Source organism: Streptomyces sp. NPDC002018 (genome assembly GCF_042890865.1).
In the GTDB taxonomy this organism is placed as follows: Bacteria; Actinomycetota; Actinomycetes; order Streptomycetales; family Streptomycetaceae; genus Streptomyces.
This window is the reverse complement of record NZ_JBIASO010000003.1, coordinates 129,247-147,487: the sequence shown is the minus strand read 5'-3', so window position 1 is coordinate 147,487 and position 18,241 is coordinate 129,247. Positions and strand designations below refer to the sequence as shown.

Sequence of the window (18,241 nt, the reverse complement as noted above, 5' to 3'; positions counted from 1 at the left end):
CGGGGATACGCCGGGGACCACGGGGTCCACACGGTCCGCCCGGGACGGACAAGGGCGGTGTCGGAGCACGTCAGGACCTCGGACGAGCCGGGCGTGGCCTTCCCCTCCGCCCGTACCCCGTACAGCAGTACGGTGTGCACCATGCGCCCCGACATGCCTGCCGACCACCCCACGGAAGCCGAGCGCCTGCTGCGCACGGCGGCCCAGTACCCCGAGGATCACGAGCCCCTGCTCCTCCAGGCCGCGGCCCATCTGGAGCTGGCCGGCGACCGCGACCGCGCCACCGGCCTCTACGACACCCTCCTCGCGGGCTCCCCGGACCACCCCCATCTGGTGAAGGCGCTCAAGGCCGCCAACCTCTGGGAGTACGGCCACGAGGCCGAGGCCCGCGCCATCATCGACGGCCTGCGCTCCGCCGCCCCGCTGGATCCGGCGCCCTGGGAGATCGTGGCCGAGACGCTGGAGTCCCACGACGAACTGGCGGCGGCCCACGACGCCTTCACCACAGCCCTCAATCTGCTGCTCACCCCCGGCGAAGAGGTCCCCTACCCGACCCACAGCCTGCTGGTGGGCCGCCATCGCGTCCGCCGTCTGCTGGGCCTGGACCACGACGACTGGGACGGCCTCGCCGACCGCGTCCACCCCTCGTCGGTCCCCCTGGACGAGCTGCACGACCCCAAGCGCCTCTGGGCCCTCGGCTCCGACAACCCCGCCGAACTCCAGGCCGAGATCACCCGCCTCCGCGCCGAACTGGGCTCCTACCGCACGGCCCTGTCCCGCCCCTTCCCCGTGGCGGTCCTGCACTGGCCCGAGCCGGAGCTGGCCGAACTCCTCACCGCGTACCCCACCCTGGCCACCGAGTACCCCTCCCACGAGGCCCACCTCTCCCAACTGGAGGCCTCCCTCCGCGACCTGGCCGCCACCGGCACCCCCAACCTGGGCATCGTCACGGCCACCGTCCCCTCCTACGAGGCCTTCGCCGCCTCGGAGCAGTCCTCCCCCTCCAACACCGCCCTGCTCCCCCAGTACGCCACCACCCTCGCCGCCCGAGGCCGAGCCACCCCCTGGCCCCCACCCCGCAACGCCCCCTGCTGGTGCACCTCAAACACCCCCTACCGCGACTGCCACGGCACCAGCTAACGGCTGCCCCGCTGGACCCGCAGTGGTTCCCCTCGTCGGTGGAGTGTCAGTGGCTGCTGGAAAAATCAAAATCGAGCTTGAGGCTTCGATGAAGGGGACATGGATGACGGACGCGCTGGACGACAGTTCCCCGGCAGCCGGGCTCTACGAGCAACTGATCACACTGCGGCTCGAAGACCGTCTCAAGGTGATGGAGGGCACGGGGTGGCGAACGATCGATGCCGAAGTGGGTGTCGAATCCACGCCTCATGTCCTGGCCCGGCATGTTGCTGAAATCGTCCGGCGCGTCCTCCGGGGCCTTCCTGAGAACGAGCGTGTCCACGCTGCGAACCATATCCTCGAGTCCGTCAGCACGTTGGCTGGCGCAAGAGAGTGGGTGGACATGGTGGCCGAGGGCCCTCGGCAGCTCATGGCCATCGCACAACAAGAGGCACCGGGGGTCTACACCGTCCGTCCGGCTACCCCTCTCTCCGACACTGCCCTGCTGACGAACTCTCCCGAGGATCCCAATCTGGGGTTCGAACTTCGTGCGGAACTGGCCACCGCGGACCGAGTTGACCTACTTTGCGCCTTTGTGAAGTGGCACGGACTACGCGTCCTTGAAGGCGCTCTCCGCACAGCCCGCGAACGCGGAGTGCCGATCCGAGTCATCACGACCACCTACATCGGCGCTACTGAACGGCGGGCTCTGGATCGCTTGGTCCAAGAGTTTGGTGCTGAAGTGAAGGTCAATTACGAGCTTCGCTCCACCCGCCTCCATGCCAAGGCATGGCTTTTCCGACGAAGCTCTGGATACGACACGGCGTACGTCGGAAGCTCGAATCTCTCCAAAGCCGCCCTCCTCGATGGGCTTGAGTGGAATGTCCGCCTCTCATCGGTCGCAACACCGCATGTCATAAAGAAGTTTGAGGCCACCTTTGACTCCTACTGGAGCGAGGCAGCTTTCGAGTCATACGACCCTGCACTTCATGGGGATCGCCTGGACGCGGCTCTACGAGAAGCCAGCGGAGGTAGTGGGGCCACCAACGGGCGGAGCATCACCCTCTCAGGGTTGGAGGTACGCCCATACCCACATCAGCAGGACATGCTGGAACGCCTTGAGGTTGAGCGGGATGTCCATGATCGGCATCACAATCTCCTCGTGGCTGCTACGGGCACAGGCAAGACGGTCATGGCCGCGCTTGACTACAAGGCGCTATGCAGGAAGGCGGGCCGAAAGCTACGCCTCCTTTTCATTGCTCATCGCAGGGAGATCCTGGAGCAGTCTCTCCGCACTTACCAAGGAGTTCTCGATGATGGGAACTTTGGCGAGCTACTCTTCAGCGGCGAGATTCCCTCTCACTGGAACCATGTTTTCGCTAGCGTCCAGTCCCTCAATGCTCGCACTCTAGACAATATCACCCACGATCACTTCGACATTATCGTCATTGACGAGTTCCACCACGGCACCGCGCCGACTTATCGAAAGATCATTAATCATTTCACACCCCTAGAGCTCCTCGGCCTCACGGCTACTCCTGAGCGCATGGATGGCTTGAACATTCAAGACGAGTTCTTCAATGGGCGAATCGCCGCAGAAATGCGCCTATGGGAAGCTCTAGAGAATGACCTTCTCTCACCCTTCCATTACTTCGGAATCACAGACACCACTGACCTCACTGCTATCCAGTGGAAGCGCGGCGCATACGATGCCACGGCGCTCAGCAACCTCTTTACCGGAAACGATGCGCGTGCCCGCCTAGTGGTGAAAGCCATCGAAGATAAGATCGCCGAGCCAGGTCGCATCCGCGCTCTGGGATTCTGCGTATCCGTGGCTCACGCGCACTTTATGGCGGAATTCTTCCGCCGGGCTGGCCTCAACGCCATTGCCTTGTCGGGCGATACTCCCGGCGACCAACGAAAATCCGCATTGAGCGCGTTGAGGGCTGGCGAACTGCAAGTAATTTTTTCTGTAGATCTATTCAACGAGGGCCTCGATATTCCCGATGTCGATACGCTACTTCTGCTACGCCCGACATCGAGCGCAACAGTCTTCTTGCAGCAACTCGGACGCGGCTTGCGCCGCTCCGAGGGAAAAGCGGTACTCACCGTGCTGGACTTTATCGGCCAGCATCGCAAGGAGTTCCGTTTCGAGGAACAATTCCGATCCCTCACAAACCTCACCCGAAACCGCCTGGTCTCAGCTATCGAGCACGACTTCCCGCAACTGCCGTCAGGCTGTCAGATCATCCTTGAGCCAAAGGCCAAGGAACTCATCATTGAGAATATTCGCACTCAGATCAGCGTGAATGTAGCTCAACTCGCCAACGAGGTACGGCAATTCGGGGAGCGACGCCTCTCCATGTATCTGGCAGAGAGCGGCCGCGAGATCAAGGAGCTCTACCGAGGAGCAAACCACTCATGGACGGCACTACTGCGACGAGCAAACCTTCTGCCGACCCAGGCACCTGACGGCGAGGCAGCACTGCTCAAGCGGGCCTCGGCCTTCCTCCACGTAGATGACCCAGCCCGGGCCTCCGCCTATACCCGCTTGCTAGAGGACGACGCGCCCCCTTATGAAGAGCTCAGCGAGCTGGACCGCACCTACGCACGGATGCTCTTCTTCACACTCTGGCCGTTGGGAGGCTTCAACTCCTACCAAGCCGGCCTCACCTCACTGCGCCACCAACACACCGTGCGGGACGAGTTGCGCCAAATTCTTGCCCATGTCCTCGATCACCTTGATCACGTCACACCCGCTCTTACCGGCGCACATAGCAACCTGCCCCTCCGAGTACACGCTTCCTATAGCCGTGAGGAGATCCTTGCAGGGCTAAGCGAATCCACTATCGATGGCTTGATGCCGGGCCACTTCCGCGAGGGTGTGCGCTGGTGCGATCACGCCAAGACCGACGCTCTCCTCATCACCCGCGAAAAAGACGAAAAGGATTTCTCGCCGCAGACTCGCTACAAGGACTACGCGATGAGTGACACTCTCTTTCACTGGGAATCGCAGAATCAAACGTCAGAGTCCTCACCCACGGGCATCCGCTACCAGGCCCACCAGGCCAACGGAACTCACGTACTGCTCTTTATCCGCCGCTACAAAAAGACAGACATCGGCGGACCCCAGCCATGGATGCTACTCGGCCCGGCCGACTATGTGTCACACGAGGGCAGCAAACCGATGGGCATCACCTGGAAGCTCCACACCCCACTCCCCGCGGACGTCTGGACCTACTCGGCCATCGCCGCGGGCTGACCGCCTAGATCCACAAATCTCACGCATATCAGAACCTCATCGGCATCAACCTGGGTTCAAGATCCGCCAAAATCGACAACGCGCTCGGATAAATTGCTGCTCTACACGATGTTGCTCACACCGCCCGAACGCGTGTCCAGAATTGAGCATTGGTTGACCTGAAAGGGCTCAGTTCACCTCGTCAAGTTCCACCTCGAACCGAGCCAGGGCATGATTCAAAGCTTCGCCCGGTTCGCAGCCGTGAACTCGGAGCCAACGAAGGAGATCGGCGATCGTCCCGATCACCGCCTGCTCCGCCGCGGCAACCGACAGCGAATAACTCAAGTCGGCCTCAAAAGGACGTGTGACTCCACAGCACTTCAAGAGGGCTTCAGCCCGTGTGACCTGTAGGCCGCCCGTGTGACCGGACTGAGAGGTCAAGGTCGTGGCGAGCTCACACCACTCGATCTTCGATTCTGTACCGAGAAGCACACCCCACCGGTCCGCCAGCTCATCAACCAGCATCATTCCGCGCCCCGACTCAGCGTCCGATTCCGGAGCGACCAACGTGGGAAGCGCACGGGTTTCCGGATCTCGGACCTCGATGCACACACGCGTACCCCGCATCGAGACCATGAGGGTGGTCGGCGTGCCCTCGCCCACATGCCTGATCACATTGGCCACCAGTTCACGCACACAGATCTGGGCAGGCGCAATGACCTCCGAGAGCCCCCCAGAGCCCCAGATGCATGCGCAAAACGCGACGCAACGGGGAGTTGAAGTGGCCAGGTCACCTACTGCGCGACGCCGTCGGCTGGCGATCGAGGTCAAGAAGCTACGTGACGAAGCGGGACTGACCTGCAATCACGTGGAGAAGGCGCTCGACTGGAGCGGCTCCAAGGTCAATCGCATGGAGACGGGCCAAGGGCGAGTACAGCCCTCCGATGTCGATGCTCTGTGCCGTTTCTACGGCACATCCGACGAGTTGCGTGAGCTATTGAAGTCTCTCGCCAAGGAGTCGAAGACCAAGGGGTGGTGGCACGCCCACGGAGATGCCATCCCGCCGCGGTTCTCCGTGTACGTAGGGCTCGAACAGGCCGCTGCCAATCTGCACACCTACCAAAGCGAGTTCGTCCCCGGGTTGCTTCAGACACCGCAGTACGCCACCGAGTTGAGCCGTGTCACTCCTGACCTGGCACATGACGAAGTCCCACGGCTCGTCGATGTGCGGATGCGACGGCAACAGTTGCTCACCGAGGCTCCTAGGCTCGACTTCTGGGCCCTAGTGCACCAGAGCGTGGTCACTCAGGTGATCGGGAATCGTCGGGTGATGGTGGGGCAGCTCGAACGTGTGCTGGAAATGACCCGGTTGGGGAATGTGACGGTTCAGGTCCTGCCGTACGACGCGGGAGCCTATCCGAGCAGCGGCCCCTTCACCGTGCTCGGCTTTCCTGAGCAGGAGGACCCCGACGTGGTGTATCGAGAGGGCTTGACGGACTCGGTCCATCTCGAACTCCCGGCGGAGGTAAGCATCTACACAAAGGCGTTCAACCATCTCGGAGCCCTGGCCCTGAGCCCACAGCGATCGGTCTCGCTGATCCAGTCAGCCTTGGAGGATCACGCCCGATGACCCAACTCCTCACCACGCCTCGGTGGCGAAAGAGCAGCTACAGCAACGGCGCCGGTGGTGAGTGCGTGGTGGTGGCGGAGATGACGACAGGTGGTGTCGGTGTGCGTGACTCGAAGCGGTCGCAGGGACCTCGTGGCGTTGTTCGGCGGGGCACGTGGGCAGGGTTCGTCACCGCTCTGTGTGGTGAACGGCTCGGCTGAGCACGCCTGCTCTCCGCGCCCCGCTGGTGGGCGGGGTGGCTGGTGGGCGGGGTGGTCAGAGGTAGGGGCGGATGATGACCTCGGGGAGGGTGGGGCGGGAGGTGGCCTGGTGGAGTTTGGTGCGGACCGCGGCCACCAGTTCTTCGGGGTGATCGCGAATCAGGGCCGGGACCGCGCTGATCACGTCCACTCCGTGGGCTTCCAGGCGGAGGCGGCGGCGCAGGGTGGTGCGGTAGGCGGTGATGCCCAGGTGGAATTCCTCCGAGTCGACTTCCAGGGCTACTCCCGCGTGCGCCCAGTAGGCGTCCGGGCGGGCGAGGAAGGTGCCGCTGGGGGTGAGCAGGACCGGGTTCCACAGGGGGTGCGGGAGGCCCGCGGCGAGAAGAGTGTCGCGGGCCTGGCCCTCGGCGATGGAGCGGGTGCCCGCGCGGAGTTCGTCCACGACCGCGCGGACCGCCGGGTTGCGGAGGGCGTGGGAGGCGCGCAGTTCGGCGTGGAGGTCCTCCGGGTGGCAGCTGCACGTCTGGACCGTCGTCGCGAGGATCGCGCGGACGCGTTCCTCGGACGGTTCGTGGGCGGCGAAGTCGGACGCCGCGCGGACCGGGCGTACGCAGGGGATCCCGTTGACCAGCAGGGTCGGCGGCCAGCGGCTGGTGCGGCGCAGACGTACGTACGCTCGGTCGCGCAGACCTCGGCGCGCGCCGATCAGCACGTCGGCGCGCCCGGCCGTGGCGCCCCGTACCCCGTACAGCGTCAGCGCCGCCTCGCCCGTCAGGACCGCCTTCGTCCCCGAGAGCGCTGTCGTCCCGCCGTCCCCGTAGAGGACCGCGGCGAGAAGCCGCTGACGTGGATCGGGTTCGCCGGTCTGTATCAGGACAACGCCGGGCAGCGGGCGCTGCCAGGGTCCGCCCGGCGCACAGCGGCCGGTGGCGGTACTGGCGGCGAGGCCGGTGGCCCGTAGCTGACCGGCCGTCGCCAGGCGCATCTGCGTACGGGAGAGACAAGCGATGGCCGCGTCGGCGGCGGTGGTCCTGGGCATACGGGTCTTCTGCCCATGCGCCGGTACGAAGCGGACACGCGTCGGCGGGCTGTGACGATCTCTTGTGTCCTCGGTTGCGTTCCGGGCCTATCTTCCGACTCCTGCCACTCTGGTTAGGCTCGGCTGTGTCAGAAGACCCGAAAAGCGGCAAAGGCGGCGGACATGACAGCGACTGCGACGGCGACTGCGTCGGTAACGGCGACAGCGGCACGCCTTGCGGCAGCGGCGGCGAGAATGCCGGCGGGGGCCGTGGCGGCCGGCGCGGCGGCCGGCGGGCTCGTCGGGGGTTACGGGATCGCCCGGTGGACGAAGAAGCGCCCCCTCGGCGGAGTCGCCCTCGCCGCCGCGGGCGCCGTGGCCGCCCACCAGTGGCAGCGGACCGGCGGGACGAAGGCCATGGTCGGGCTGAGCGCCGCGTACCTCGCCGCCTTCGCCGGTTCGCATCCGCTGGCCAAAAAGATCGGGGCCTGGCCCGCCGTCCTCACCGTGGCGGGCGCCGTCGCCGCCGCGTCCTATACGGTCACCCGCCGCGCGGCCGGATGAACCCGACGCCGGATGGTGCCGACCCCGTCGGCCGAGTGCGCGGGCACGCGGGTGCGGGTGCAGGGGCGGGTACGGGTACAGGTACGGGTGCAAGGGCGGGTATGGGTACGGGCGCGGGTGCGGCGGTCGTCCAGACGCCGCACGGCCGGACGACCACCGCGCGGCCGGACAACCGCCGGACGCCCGGACAACCGCCGGACGAGGGAAAGATTCTCCGGCCGCCGCTGAACGGCCACGCCCCGCCCTCCGTACCTAAGAGCAACTCCCCCATGGTGGCTGGGCGCGTGAACGGACGATCTGGTCCGGATCACGCGCCTAGCGCATGCGCCACCGTATAGATCAGCAGCCCCGCGAGCGCCCCGACCACCGTGCCGTTGATCCGGATGAACTGGAGGTCGCGGCCGATGTTCGCCTCGATCTTCTTGGAGGTGTCGGCGGCGTCCCAGCTCCGCACGGTGTCCGAGATCAACGACGTGATCTCGCCCCGGTACGTGGAGACCACATACCCCGCCGCGTCCTCGACCCAGCCCTCCAGCTTCCCCTGGAGCCGGCCGTCCGTCGCCAGCCGCGCGCCCAGGGAGAGCAGCGAGGCACGCGCGCGCAGACGCAGTTCGCTGCGGTCGTCCTCCGCCGCGGACATGATCATCGCGCGTACGGAGGCCCAGGCGGAGGCGATGATGTCCTGCACCTCGGGGCGCGCCAGCAGCTCCGACTTCAGCCGCTCGACCTTCGCCCGCGTCTCCGAGTCCGACTGGAGATCCACGGCGAAGTCCCGCAGGAAACGGTCGATGGCGCCACGCGCCGGATGGTCGGGCATGTCCCGCATCTCCGTGACGAACCGCAGCAGCTCCTTGTAGACACGGTCACCGACCTTGCGGTCGACGAAACGCGGTGTCCAGCCCGGCGCCCCGCCCTGGACCGCGTCCATCACCGAGTCCGCGTGCTCGACCAGCCAGTCGTGCGCGCGGACGCAGATCAGATCCACGGCGCGGTGGTGCGCACCGTCGGCGACCACCCGCGCCAGGGTCTTGCCTATGCCCGGCGCGACCTCCGCGGCGTCCGCGCGGCGGGTGATCGCCTCACCGACGATCGCCTGTACGTCGGAGTCCCGCAGCACCCGCAGCGCACCGCGCAGCGCCGTGGACAGCTCGGCGGTGACACGGTCGGCATGGGCCGGTTCCGCCAGCCACGTACCGAGCCGGCCGCCGATGCCGAGGGCGCGCAGCCGGGTCCTCACGACCTCGGCCGACAGGAAGTTCTCCCCCACGAACGAGCCCAGCGAGGCCCCGAGCTGGTCCTTCTTGTGCGGAATGATCGCGGTGTGCGGGATGGGGAGCCCGAGCGGATGCCGGAACAGCGCCGTCACCGCGAACCAGTCGGCCAGCGCGCCCACCATGCCCGCCTCCGCCGCCGCGGCGACATAGCCGGTCCAGCCGCCCGCGCCGGAGTTCTTCGCCCAGGTCGCGAGGACATAGATCAGGGCGACGAGCAGCAGCAGACCGGTGGCGGTGGCCTTCATACGGCGTACGCCGCGCCGCTTCTCCTCATCGGCGGCGGTGTACGAGAAGGAGCCCAGGGTGACCCCCAGGGGCGAGCGCTTGCCGGAGGCGCCGACCGCACCGGGCACACCGGCCGCACCGGGTCCACCGGGCACGCCGGGCTTGCCAGAGGCACCGGGCACGCCAGGGCCGCTCGGTCCACCGGAGGCACCCGGCACGCCGGGGCCGCCGCGTCCGCCGCGTCCGCCGGAGCCACCTGGGCCGCCCGCGCCGGTGCCGGAAGCGCCCGCGCCACCGGGCAGCGCGGACGCGCTCGGGGGCCCCGCACCGTCGCCGGCTCCCGCCGCCTTCTCCGGATCCGTACGTTCCATTCCGCTCCACCCGTCCGCGTACGCTTCGTGCCCGCAAGCCCGCCTTACAACATTGTCTCTAGCCTCTGGTACTCCCGGGGCATGCGGCGAGTTCCCGCGCGATGCCGGATGATGTCTTCTGTGCCGAGGTACCTGGGGAACGCGAGGGGGGACACCGGGGCATGACAAGACAACGCGCATACGCCCTGTTGGGGGCGATGGTGGCGCTGGTGGCGCTGGTCTGCACGGCCATCGTCGGAGGGTTCGACCTGCTGGGCGGCGCCGCCCGCGCCGGTGGCGGCCACGGGAATGGCACAGGCACAGGCGACGGCACGGGCATCGGTCTGGGACAGGGCCAGGGTCTGAGCACGGGCTCGGGTTCGGGCTCGGACTCGGACTCGGGTTCTGGTTCGCACCACGCGAACGGCACCGGCAGCGGCACCGGCGGAGACGCGTGGTCCTCCCGCCCTCCGGGCCGTACCCCTGTCGGCAACGCCGACCCCGCCTCCGCCGAGTCCTGGAGCGGCACGTGGGCCGCCGCGCCGGGCGGCGCCGAACCGGGCGCACCGATCGGCCACCCCGGGCGTTCCATCCGTAACGTCATTCACACCAGCATCGGCGGCACCGGCGTCCGGGTCACCCTCTCGAACCTCTACAGCCCCACCGCCCTGCTGATCGGCCATGCCTCGGTCGCCATCGGCACGGGCGGAGGTCAGCGGGGCACAGACGGCGGCGGAGACGGACGCGGAGACGGAAGGGGTGAGGGCGGTGGAGGCGGTGGGAGCGGCGCCGAGGCCGTCGCCGGCACCATGCGGAAGCTGACCTTCGGCCGGCAGTCCGCCGTCACCGTGCCGCCGCGCGGGCAGATCGTCAGTGACCCGGTGGAACTGCCCGTGCCGTACGACGGCGATCTGCTGATCACGCTCTACACCCCGGCCCCGGGCGGGCCGGTCACGTACCACCCGCAGGCCTACCAGACCTCGTACCTCGCCCAGGGCGACCGTACGGAGGACCTCGACGGCACCGCGTACACCCAGCCGACCCCCTTCTGGCGCTATGTCACCGCCGTCGACGTGCTCAACCGGGAGTCGCCGGGCGCGGTGGTCGCCTTCGGCGACTCGATCACCGACGGCGACGGCTCCCTCCACGACGCGAACCGCCGCTGGCCCGATGTGCTCGCCGCCCGGCTGCGCGACCGGCACATCGGCGTGCTCAACGCGGGTGTCAGCGGAAACCGCGTGCTGGGGGACGAATCACGGCGCGGCTGCGGCGCGAGCGGGCTCTCCCGCTTTCGGCACGATGTCCTCGGCAGGACCGGGGTCAGGGCCGTCGTCATCGACCTCGGCGTCAACGACATCCTGCGCGGCGGCGAGCGCGACCCGCGCCGCATCACGGCCGGGCTCCGGGAACTGACCCGGCAGGCGCACGCCCGCGGGGTACGCGTCATCGGCGCGACGCTGGCGCCGTTCGGCGGGCACCGCGGATACAGCGCGGCCACCGAGTCCGTACGCCAGCGGGTCAACGAGGAGATCAGGTCCGGCGGGATCTTCGACGAGGTCGTGGACTTCGACCAGGTGCTGCGCGATCCGTACGCGCCCGACCGGCTCAGGCCCGTGTACGACTCCGGGGACGGGCTGCATCCGAGCGACGCGGGCTACCGGGCGATGGGCCGCCATCTCGACCTGGAGTCACTGGAGGGGAAGGTCCCCGCCCAGCTCTGATGCGTACGGTCGCGGTCGCGGCTACGGCTACGGCTACGGCTACGGCTACGGCTACGGCTACGGCTACGGCTACGGCTACGGCTACGGCTACGGCTACGGCTTACAGACCCCGCGTCCGTCAGTCCAGTTCCTTCAGTCCAGTTCCTTGCGTTCCTTCTTCTCCAGCCGCTGCCGCTTCCGCTCCTCCTTGAGCCGCCGCTTCTCCGACTCCCTGATCTTCCGCTCCACCCCGACCCCGCCCATCAGCGCGAACCCGGTGACGATCACCCGTGGCGACCCGGGGCTGACCTCCCCCTCGCCCGCCTCGCCGAAGCCGCCCATGAAACCGAATCCCCGGACCTCGACCTCCATGTCCGGCGGCACGGTGACATGGACACCGCCCATGACCGTGAAGCAGCGGATCACGACATCGCGCTCCTCGAACCGCGCCTCGCGCAGATCGATCTCGCCGCCCGCCTGGAAGACGACCGCGGTGAACGTACGGCCCACCGTCCAGGTGCCCTTGCGGCCGAAGCCGCCCCAGAACGCGAAGGCGCCCTTGGACGTGGCCCGTTCCCGGCCGATCCGGTCCGACCAGGTGCTCACGCCACCGCCCGACGAGGAGGACGCGCGCGCCAGATCCGTCGTCGTACCGGGTGCGGGGAGATCCCGTACGAGCGGCGCCAACTCGCCATGGGTGCGCGCCTTGTACGCGGCTTCCAGGCGCTCGTCGAACTCCTCCATGTCGAGCCGGCCCTCGGCCACGGCCTCGCGCAGCCGCTCCGCGATCTGCTCCCGCTCGGCATCGGAGGCACGGGTGCCAGCACCAGCACCAGGACCAGAAACAGCACCAGGGCCAGGGCCAGAAACAGGACCAGAGACCGGACCGGAATCAGGACCTGGACCGGGCACAGGCCGTTCACTCGTCATGGCAGCAGAGTAGTCACCGCCGGGGCCCGCGTCACACAGCTGATCGATCGGCATACATCTTCGCGATGACCGCCTCGATGTCGGGCTCCCGCACCGACAGATCCAGCAGCGGATACTCCGCCGCAGTCCGGGCCACCAGCGGCGCCGCCGACTCGTTCGCGGGGAAGGCGAGCCACTGTCGCGGCCCCTCGACCTTGACCACGCGCGCGCCGGGCAGTTCGATCGGCGGAAGCTCACGCTCCAGATCCACCACGAGGGTCCGCTCGCTCTCCCCGACCTCGTGCAGTCCGGCCAACGCGCCGTCGTACAGCAGCCGGCCGTGGTCGATGACCATCACCCGCTTGCAGAGCTGTTCGATATCGGTCAGATCGTGGGTGGTCAGCAGGACGGTCGTGCCGCGTTCCGCGTTCAGGTCCCGCAGGAACTCCCTGACCTTGGCCTTGGAGATCACATCGAGACCGATGGTCGGCTCGTCCAGATACAGCACCTCGGGGTCGTGCAGCAGCGCCGCCGCGATATCGCCGCGCATCCGCTGGCCGAGCGAGAGCTGCCGTACGGGTACGTCCAACAGCTCGGCCAGATCGAGGAGTTCGACACACCGCTCCAGATTCAGCCGGAACCGCGCGTCGGGGACGCGGTACATCCGGTGCATCAGACGGTACGAGTCGATCAGCGGCAGATCCCACCAGAGCGTGGTGCGCTGCCCGAAGACCACGCCGATACGCTGCGCCAGCCGCGTACGCTCCCGGGACGGGTCGATGCCCGCGACGCGCAGCCGCCCGCCGCTCGGGGTCAGAATGCCCGTGAGCATCTTGATGGTGGTCGACTTGCCCGCGCCGTTCGGGCCGATGTAGCCGACCATCTCGCCGCGCGGCACCCGGAAACTGATGCCGTCGACGGCCCGTACCTGATGCTTCTCACGGCGCAGCAGACCCGCTCGGCGCCGGACGTCGAAGACCTTCTCGATCCCGTCCAGCACGATGAAGTCCGCGTCGCCACCGTCGCCACCCGGGCCACTCGCGTCGCCACCCGGACCACCCGTGCCACCCGAGCCACCCGTGCCGTGCACACCACCCGGGCTCGCCGGGCCGCCGCCCGTGCCGTCCGCGTCGCCACCCGGGCCACCCATATCCGTACTCATGTTCATGCTCATCAGCTTCCCGTCAGCTCCCCGTACTCCTGTAGGCACGCAGCCCCGCCCGCCACGCGAGCCCCGCCAGCGCACAGCTCACCGCCGCCACCACCGGCGGCAGGAACGCGACCGCTTCCGGCAGCCCCAACGGGTCCTCGCGGCCCAGGACATACAGCGCCGGGATCCAGTTGACGAAGGCCAGGGGCACCAGGAACGTCACCCCGCGCACCAGGTCCTTCGCGAAGACCGTGGGCGGGTACTGCAACAGCGTCGTCCCGCCGTACGTGAACGAGTTCTGCACCTCCGCGGCGTCCTGCGCCCAGAACTGGAACGCCGCGCCCGCCACGAACACCGCCGAGAAGATGGCCGCCCCGCTCACCACCATCATCGGCAGCATCAGCACCCGTACGGCCGTCCAGTCGATGTCCAGCGCCACCAGGGCGTAGACCAGCACCAGCAGCCCCTGGGTGACCCGGCCGAGGCGGCGCAGCGCGAACCGGTCCGCCGCCACCTGCGCCAGTACGGGTACGGGCCGCAGCAGCAGCGTGTCGAGCGTGCCGTCCCGCACCCGGCGGCCCAGCCGGTCCATCGAGCCGAGCAGCAGATCGGCGAGACCGAAGGCGGTCGCGGACGTCCCGTACAGAAAGGCGACCTCGGGCAGCGAGTAGCCGCCCAGGACATCCACATGGGCGAACATCAGCAGGATCGCGACGAAGTCGAAGGCGGTCGCCGCGAAGTTCCCGAAGGCCGTCATCGCGAAGGACGCGCGGTACGCCATCGTGGAGCGCATCCACATCGCCACGATCAGGCCGTACGCCCGGAACCCGTCCCGTACGGCGGCGCGCCGCGACAGCCGCGGAATCCACCGTTCCGCCCGTGCCTCCGCCGGCGCCCCCGCCGGCATCCCCGCCGACGCCCCCGCCGGCATCCCTGCCGACGGCTCCGCGGACATCTCCGCGGGGGACTCCGCCTGCTCAGCCACCCTGGACCACCACCCTCCGGGTCGCGACGGACTGGAGCAGCCGCCCCAGCGCCAGCAGGGCCAGCGCCCAGCCCGCCTGGAACGCGTACGCCTCGACGAGTCCCCATCCCGTGCGCCTGCCGAGGAAGACATCCGCCGGGACCTGGAGCAGCGAGGACCAGGGCAGCGCCCGCGCCACATCGCCCAGCAGCCCGGGGAAGAGATTGAGGGGCAGCAGCAGCCCGGAGAAGAACATCCCGGCCAGCATCGCCATCTGCGCCACCCCGGCGCCGTCCATCAGCCAGAACGCCGAGAGGGCGACGAGAAAGCGGATCGCGAAGCTGACGACGACCCCGAGCAGCACCGCGAGGAAGAACGCGGGCCAGATCAGCGGATCCGTGGGGAGCGCCAGCTCGAAGGCGAAGGCGCCGAGCACCATCGGTACGATGCCGCGCCCCAGCAGATGGAAGACGGCGCGGCCCAGATCACCCGCCAGCCACCACAGTTGGAGATCGACGGGGCGGTAGAGATCGACGGCGATATCACCCGTACGGATTCGTTCGATCAGCTCGTCCTCGAAACCGCCGCCCATCATGGCGCAGGTCATCAGCAGCGCCTGGCCGAGCCACACATAGGTGACGGCCTGGGACATGTCGTAACCACCGAGCCGGGGGCGCTCGTCCCAGAGGGCTATATAGGTGTACGCCACGATGAAGCCGAAGACCGTATTGGTGAACACCCCGGCGAATGTGGCCACGCGATACGTGGCATAGCGCCGGAACCCACCCGCGGCCACCACGGCATACAGCCGCACCATAGCTCCCCTCGCTCGTTCCCTCGGGCTCGTTCCCTCGGGCGGCGTCGACCCGCCGACCACCCCGCACCCGCCGCCCGCCATCCGGGCCCGCCGCCCGAGCCCGCCGCCCGGGCCCGCCATCTGGGCCCGCCATCCAGCACCAGCCGCCCGCCGTCCGGCACCAAAGCGCCCGACCCTAGTCCACCGGGGTCGGCCGCCGCGACCCGTTATCGGAGCGACGGCGCTCATCCGTTCTGGCCGTGTTTCATGGGGCCGCACAGCGTTTCGTGGCTCTGTGACGGGAATCGCCTGATACGACACCGTTATGCCGGAGGGAGCGAACCACCGGCCGCGGCCGAGGAGTCTTCACACTGATGAGCGACGTGCGACAGCAGCAAGGCTGGGCCCCCCGGGATCTCTCGGCCCCCGGCCCCGCGGTCCCCCGCTTCCCACCCGTACGAAAGAGCCGGCAGCGGAGCCGTCCGCGCCGGACCGGTCTGCGCCGGCTCGTCCCCACCCGGCGGGCCCTGCTCGGCACCCTGCTGTTCGGCACGCTGCTCTTCGGCGGCGGCCTGATCGCCGGGTACCACTTCGTCGCCATCCCGGCCGCCAACGCCACCGCGACCGCCCAGTCCAATCTGTACCTCTACGCGGACGGCACCCAGCTCGCCCGCGACGGCGAGATCAACCGCGAGAACGTCCGGCTCGCCCAGGTGCCGAGGGCCGTACAGCGCGCCGTCCTGGCCGCCGAGGACCGCGACTTCTACAGCGAACCCGCCATCGACCCGCAGGGCATGATCCGCGCCGTCTGGAACACCGTCACCGGCAAGGGCACCCAGGGCGGCTCCACCATCACCCAGCAGTACGTCAAGAACTACTACCTCGGCCAGGAACAGACCGTCGTACGCAAGGGCAAGGAACTCTTCATCGCGGTCAAGCTCAACCGCGAGGCAAGCAAGCAGACCATCCTCCAGGGCTATCTCAACACCAGCTACTTCGGCCGCAACGCGTACGGCATCCAGGCCGCCGCCCAGGCCTACTACGGCAAGGACGTCGAGCACCTCGACGTCGCCGAGGGCGCCTATCTGGCGGCGCTCCTCAATGCGCCCAGCGACTTCGACGTGGCCGTCAGCCCGGAGAACCGGCCCGCCGCGGAAGCCCGCTGGAACTACGTCCTCGACGGCATGGTCAAGGAGCACTGGCTCAGCCCGGCCGACCGGACCGCGCTGGACTTCCCCGCGCCCGGCGGGATCCGGCACTCCAGCAACGGACTCTCCGGACAGCGCGGCTATGTCGTCCAGGCCATCGAGGACTACCTCACCAGCAACAAGATCATCGACGAGAACACCCTGGCCGCCGGCGGCCACCGCATCACCACCACCCTGGAGCGGGAGAAGCAGGAGGCCTTCGGCAGGGCCGTCGACGACGTCGTGCTAAGCCGTCTCGACACCGGACGCCCCGCCGACCGCAACGTACGCGTCGGAGGCACCGCCATCGACCCCGCGACCGGCAAGGTCGTCGCCATGTACGGCGGGATCGACTACACGCGGCAGTACGTCAACAACGCCACCCGCCGCGACTACCAGGTCGGCTCCACCTTCAAACCGTTCGTCCTGGCCGCCGCCGTCGAGAACCACTCACGGACCCGGTACGGGGAGCCCATCACCCCCAACACCGTGTACGACGGCAACAACGAGCGCATGGTCGAGGGCGCGGACGGCCCCACCGGCTACGCCCCGGCGAACGAGGACGACATCAACTACGGCCCCCTGTCCATCCGCGAGGCCACCGACAAGTCCGTCAACGCCGTCTACGCGCAGCTCGCCGAGGACATCGGCCCGGCCACCGTCAGAAACACCGCCATCGCCCTGGGCCTCCCCGGGAACACCCCCGATCTGACGGCCTCCCCGTCCATCGCGCTCGGCCCGGCCAGCGCCAGCGTGCTCGACATGGCGAAGGCGTACGCGACGCTCGCCAACCACGGCAGACACGGCACCTACACCCTGGTCGAACAGATCAGCAGGAACGGTACGGACGTCAGGCTGCCCCGCCAGCGGTTCCGGCAGGTCATCAGCCGCGAGGCCGCCGACACCACCACCGCCGTGCTGCGCGGTGTCGTCGAGGGCGGTACGGGCACCGCCGCGCTCGCCGTCGGCCGGCCGGCCGCGGGCAAGACGGGCACGGCGGAGGACGACAAGGCGGCCTGGTTCGCCGGCTACACCCCGGAGCTGACCACCGTCGTCGCGATGATGGGCGCCGATCCGAAGACCGCGGCGCAGCGGCCGCTGTACGGAGCGCTGGGCCAGCCCCGTATCAACGGCGGCGGACCGCCGGCCGAGATCTGGGCCCGGTTCACGGCCGACGCCCTCACCGGCACCGAGACCAGGGACTTCGATCTGATGCTGGACAACGGGGCGGAGGAGATGCTGTCCCCGGAGGACGGGACGGACCCGTTCGACGAGTACGGTGGCGCACCCCCGGCCGACGGCGAGGAGATGCCGGAGGAGGGCGGGGAAGCGCAGGCGGGGCCGGAGGACTGGTCCGTCGGCGGGCCCCCCGGACGGGCCGGGGTCCCGGCGCACGGCCCCACGGGCCGGTCCGCCGGCGCCCGGCTCCCGGGGCAGGTCCAGGAGTCCCAGGAGCTTCAGCGGCAGACGCCGCAGCAGGAACAGCAGCAGGTGCCGCCGCTCGGTCAGGACAAGGCCCAAGGTCAGGGGCTGGGGCAAGGGCTGGGGCAGGTCCAGAGGCCCGCGCACGGACCGTCGCACGGGCTGTCGCAGCGGCACGAGGAAGGCGCCGCCGCCTCCCCCGGAGGCGCCGGTCCGGGCGACGGAACGGCCGACGGCCGCAGGGCCCGGAGCCTCGGCAGGCGGAGCGGCCGGGGCAGAACAGGGCGCGGTGGAAGCGGCGCGGGCGGAGGAGGCCGAGGCGGCCGGGCGGACGGCTCCGGACGGGGTACGGGCGAGGCTCCGGGGCGGGGAGGACTTTCTGCCGCTCCCGGCAGGTGATCCGGCGGGCCGCCGCCATGCCCCCGCCCGCGTACGTACGTACGCCCGCCAGGCGCGGCCCGGCGCGTATCCAGCCACCGCGCGCCCGGCCGT

General features: G+C 68.7%; 14 protein-coding genes. 7 read left to right on the top strand and 7 right to left on the bottom strand.

Going from position 1 to position 18,241, the window contains the following annotated elements; all coding sequences use genetic code 11:
• Window positions 1–141: 141 nt before the first annotated feature.
• Entirely contained in the window at window positions 142–1,140 is a 999-nt protein-coding gene (locus ACFYYH_RS06290) for an SEC-C metal-binding domain-containing protein (protein WP_388547250.1), read from the top strand.
• A gap of 103 nt (window positions 1,141–1,243) precedes the next feature.
• On the top strand, window positions 1,244–4,381 hold the full coding sequence (locus tag ACFYYH_RS06285; RefSeq protein ID WP_388547248.1) for a DUF3427 domain-containing protein: 3,138 nt from the start codon (window positions 1,244–1,246) through the stop codon (window positions 4,379–4,381).
• A gap of 168 nt (window positions 4,382–4,549) precedes the next feature.
• On the opposite strand, the gene ACFYYH_RS06280 is transcribed toward ACFYYH_RS06285, so the two are convergent.
• Window positions 4,550–5,056: an ATP-binding protein gene (locus ACFYYH_RS06280; protein ID WP_388546620.1), complete on the bottom strand. Its 507-nt coding sequence runs from the start codon at window positions 5,054–5,056 to the stop codon at window positions 4,550–4,552.
• Between the two features lie 85 nt (window positions 5,057–5,141).
• On the opposite strand from ACFYYH_RS06280, the gene ACFYYH_RS06275 reads away from it, so the two are divergent.
• Both ACFYYH_RS06275 and ACFYYH_RS06270 read left to right on the top strand, forming a co-directional pair.
• A complete protein-coding gene (locus ACFYYH_RS06275; protein ID WP_388546616.1) occupies window positions 5,142–5,990 on the top strand; it encodes a helix-turn-helix domain-containing protein in 849 nt (282 codons plus the stop codon).
• Window positions 5,987–6,190 (top strand): DUF397 domain-containing protein, encoded by a 204-nt coding sequence (locus tag ACFYYH_RS06270; RefSeq protein WP_388546613.1) that lies wholly within the window; start codon window positions 5,987–5,989, stop codon window positions 6,188–6,190. The genes ACFYYH_RS06275 and ACFYYH_RS06270 overlap by 4 nt, the downstream gene beginning before the upstream one ends.
• Before the next feature lie 55 nt (window positions 6,191–6,245).
• Here the strand turns inward: ACFYYH_RS06270 and ACFYYH_RS06265 are convergent, their stop codons facing one another.
• Window positions 6,246–7,229 (bottom strand): hypothetical protein, encoded by a 984-nt coding sequence (locus ACFYYH_RS06265; protein ID WP_388546610.1) that lies wholly within the window; start codon window positions 7,227–7,229, stop codon window positions 6,246–6,248.
• Window positions 7,230–7,463: 234 nt separating this feature from the next.
• Between ACFYYH_RS06265 and ACFYYH_RS06260 the strand changes: the two genes are divergently transcribed.
• A complete protein-coding gene (locus tag ACFYYH_RS06260; protein WP_388547246.1) occupies window positions 7,464–7,772 on the top strand; it encodes a hypothetical protein in 309 nt (102 codons plus the stop codon).
• 307 nt (window positions 7,773–8,079) lie between these two features.
• Here the strand turns inward: ACFYYH_RS06260 and ACFYYH_RS06255 are convergent, their stop codons facing one another.
• Window positions 8,080–9,642, bottom strand: coding sequence for a DUF445 domain-containing protein (locus tag ACFYYH_RS06255; RefSeq protein ID WP_388546607.1), 1,563 nt, complete (start codon window positions 9,640–9,642; stop codon window positions 8,080–8,082).
• A 161-nt stretch (window positions 9,643–9,803) separates the two neighbouring features.
• Here ACFYYH_RS06255 and ACFYYH_RS06250 point away from each other — a divergent pair, with 161 nt between their 5' ends.
• The gene (locus ACFYYH_RS06250) at window positions 9,804–11,342 is read left to right on the top strand and encodes an SGNH/GDSL hydrolase family protein (protein ID WP_388546605.1); all 1,539 of its coding nucleotides are present in this window, start codon (window positions 9,804–9,806) and stop codon (window positions 11,340–11,342) included.
• A gap of 132 nt (window positions 11,343–11,474) precedes the next feature.
• Here the strand turns inward: ACFYYH_RS06250 and ACFYYH_RS06245 are convergent, their stop codons facing one another.
• From ACFYYH_RS06245 to ACFYYH_RS06230, 4 genes are read right to left on the bottom strand one after another with little or no spacing between them, the layout of a single operon-like run.
• Window positions 11,475–12,251 (bottom strand): DUF1707 domain-containing protein, encoded by a 777-nt coding sequence (locus tag ACFYYH_RS06245; protein ID WP_388546603.1) that lies wholly within the window; start codon window positions 12,249–12,251, stop codon window positions 11,475–11,477.
• Between the two features lie 31 nt (window positions 12,252–12,282).
• The gene (locus ACFYYH_RS06240; RefSeq protein ID WP_388546601.1) at window positions 12,283–13,392 is read right to left on the bottom strand and encodes an ATP-binding cassette domain-containing protein; all 1,110 of its coding nucleotides are present in this window, start codon (window positions 13,390–13,392) and stop codon (window positions 12,283–12,285) included.
• Window positions 13,393–13,414: 22 nt separating this feature from the next.
• Complete coding sequence (locus tag ACFYYH_RS06235; RefSeq protein ID WP_388547243.1) at window positions 13,415–14,311, bottom strand: ABC transporter permease; 897 nt, start codon at window positions 14,309–14,311, stop codon at window positions 13,415–13,417.
• 46 nt (window positions 14,312–14,357) lie between these two features.
• Complete coding sequence (locus tag ACFYYH_RS06230) at window positions 14,358–15,158, bottom strand: ABC transporter permease (protein WP_388547241.1); 801 nt, start codon at window positions 15,156–15,158, stop codon at window positions 14,358–14,360.
• Window positions 15,159–15,514: 356 nt separating this feature from the next.
• On the opposite strand from ACFYYH_RS06230, the gene ACFYYH_RS06225 reads away from it, so the two are divergent.
• Complete coding sequence (locus ACFYYH_RS06225) at window positions 15,515–18,148, top strand: transglycosylase domain-containing protein (RefSeq protein ID WP_388546598.1); 2,634 nt, start codon at window positions 15,515–15,517, stop codon at window positions 18,146–18,148.
• The last annotated feature ends 93 nt before the right edge of the window (window positions 18,149–18,241 follow it).

Coding starts and splice junctions, on each gene's coding strand:
- ACFYYH_RS06290 (WP_388547250.1), top strand. CDS start 142: ATGCGCCCCGACATGCCTGCCGACCACCCCACGGAAGCCGAGCGCCTG.
- ACFYYH_RS06285 (WP_388547248.1), top strand. CDS start 1,244: ATGACGGACGCGCTGGACGACAGTTCCCCGGCAGCCGGGCTCTACGAG.
- ACFYYH_RS06270 (WP_388546613.1), top strand. CDS start 5,987: ATGACCCAACTCCTCACCACGCCTCGGTGGCGAAAGAGCAGCTACAGC.
- ACFYYH_RS06265 (WP_388546610.1), bottom strand. CDS start 7,229: ATGCCCAGGACCACCGCCGCCGACGCGGCCATCGCTTGTCTCTCCCGT.
- ACFYYH_RS06260 (WP_388547246.1), top strand. CDS start 7,464: ATGCCGGCGGGGGCCGTGGCGGCCGGCGCGGCGGCCGGCGGGCTCGTC.
- ACFYYH_RS06255 (WP_388546607.1), bottom strand. CDS start 9,642: ATGGAACGTACGGATCCGGAGAAGGCGGCGGGAGCCGGCGACGGTGCG.
- ACFYYH_RS06250 (WP_388546605.1), top strand. CDS start 9,804: ATGACAAGACAACGCGCATACGCCCTGTTGGGGGCGATGGTGGCGCTG.
- ACFYYH_RS06245 (WP_388546603.1), bottom strand. CDS start 12,251: ATGACGAGTGAACGGCCTGTGCCCGGTCCAGGTCCTGATTCCGGTCCG.
- ACFYYH_RS06240 (WP_388546601.1), bottom strand. CDS start 13,392: ATGAGTACGGATATGGGTGGCCCGGGTGGCGACGCGGACGGCACGGGC.
- ACFYYH_RS06235 (WP_388547243.1), bottom strand. CDS start 14,311: ATGCCGGCGGGGGCGTCGGCGGGGATGCCGGCGGGGGCGCCGGCGGAG.
- ACFYYH_RS06225 (WP_388546598.1), top strand. CDS start 15,515: ATGAGCGACGTGCGACAGCAGCAAGGCTGGGCCCCCCGGGATCTCTCG.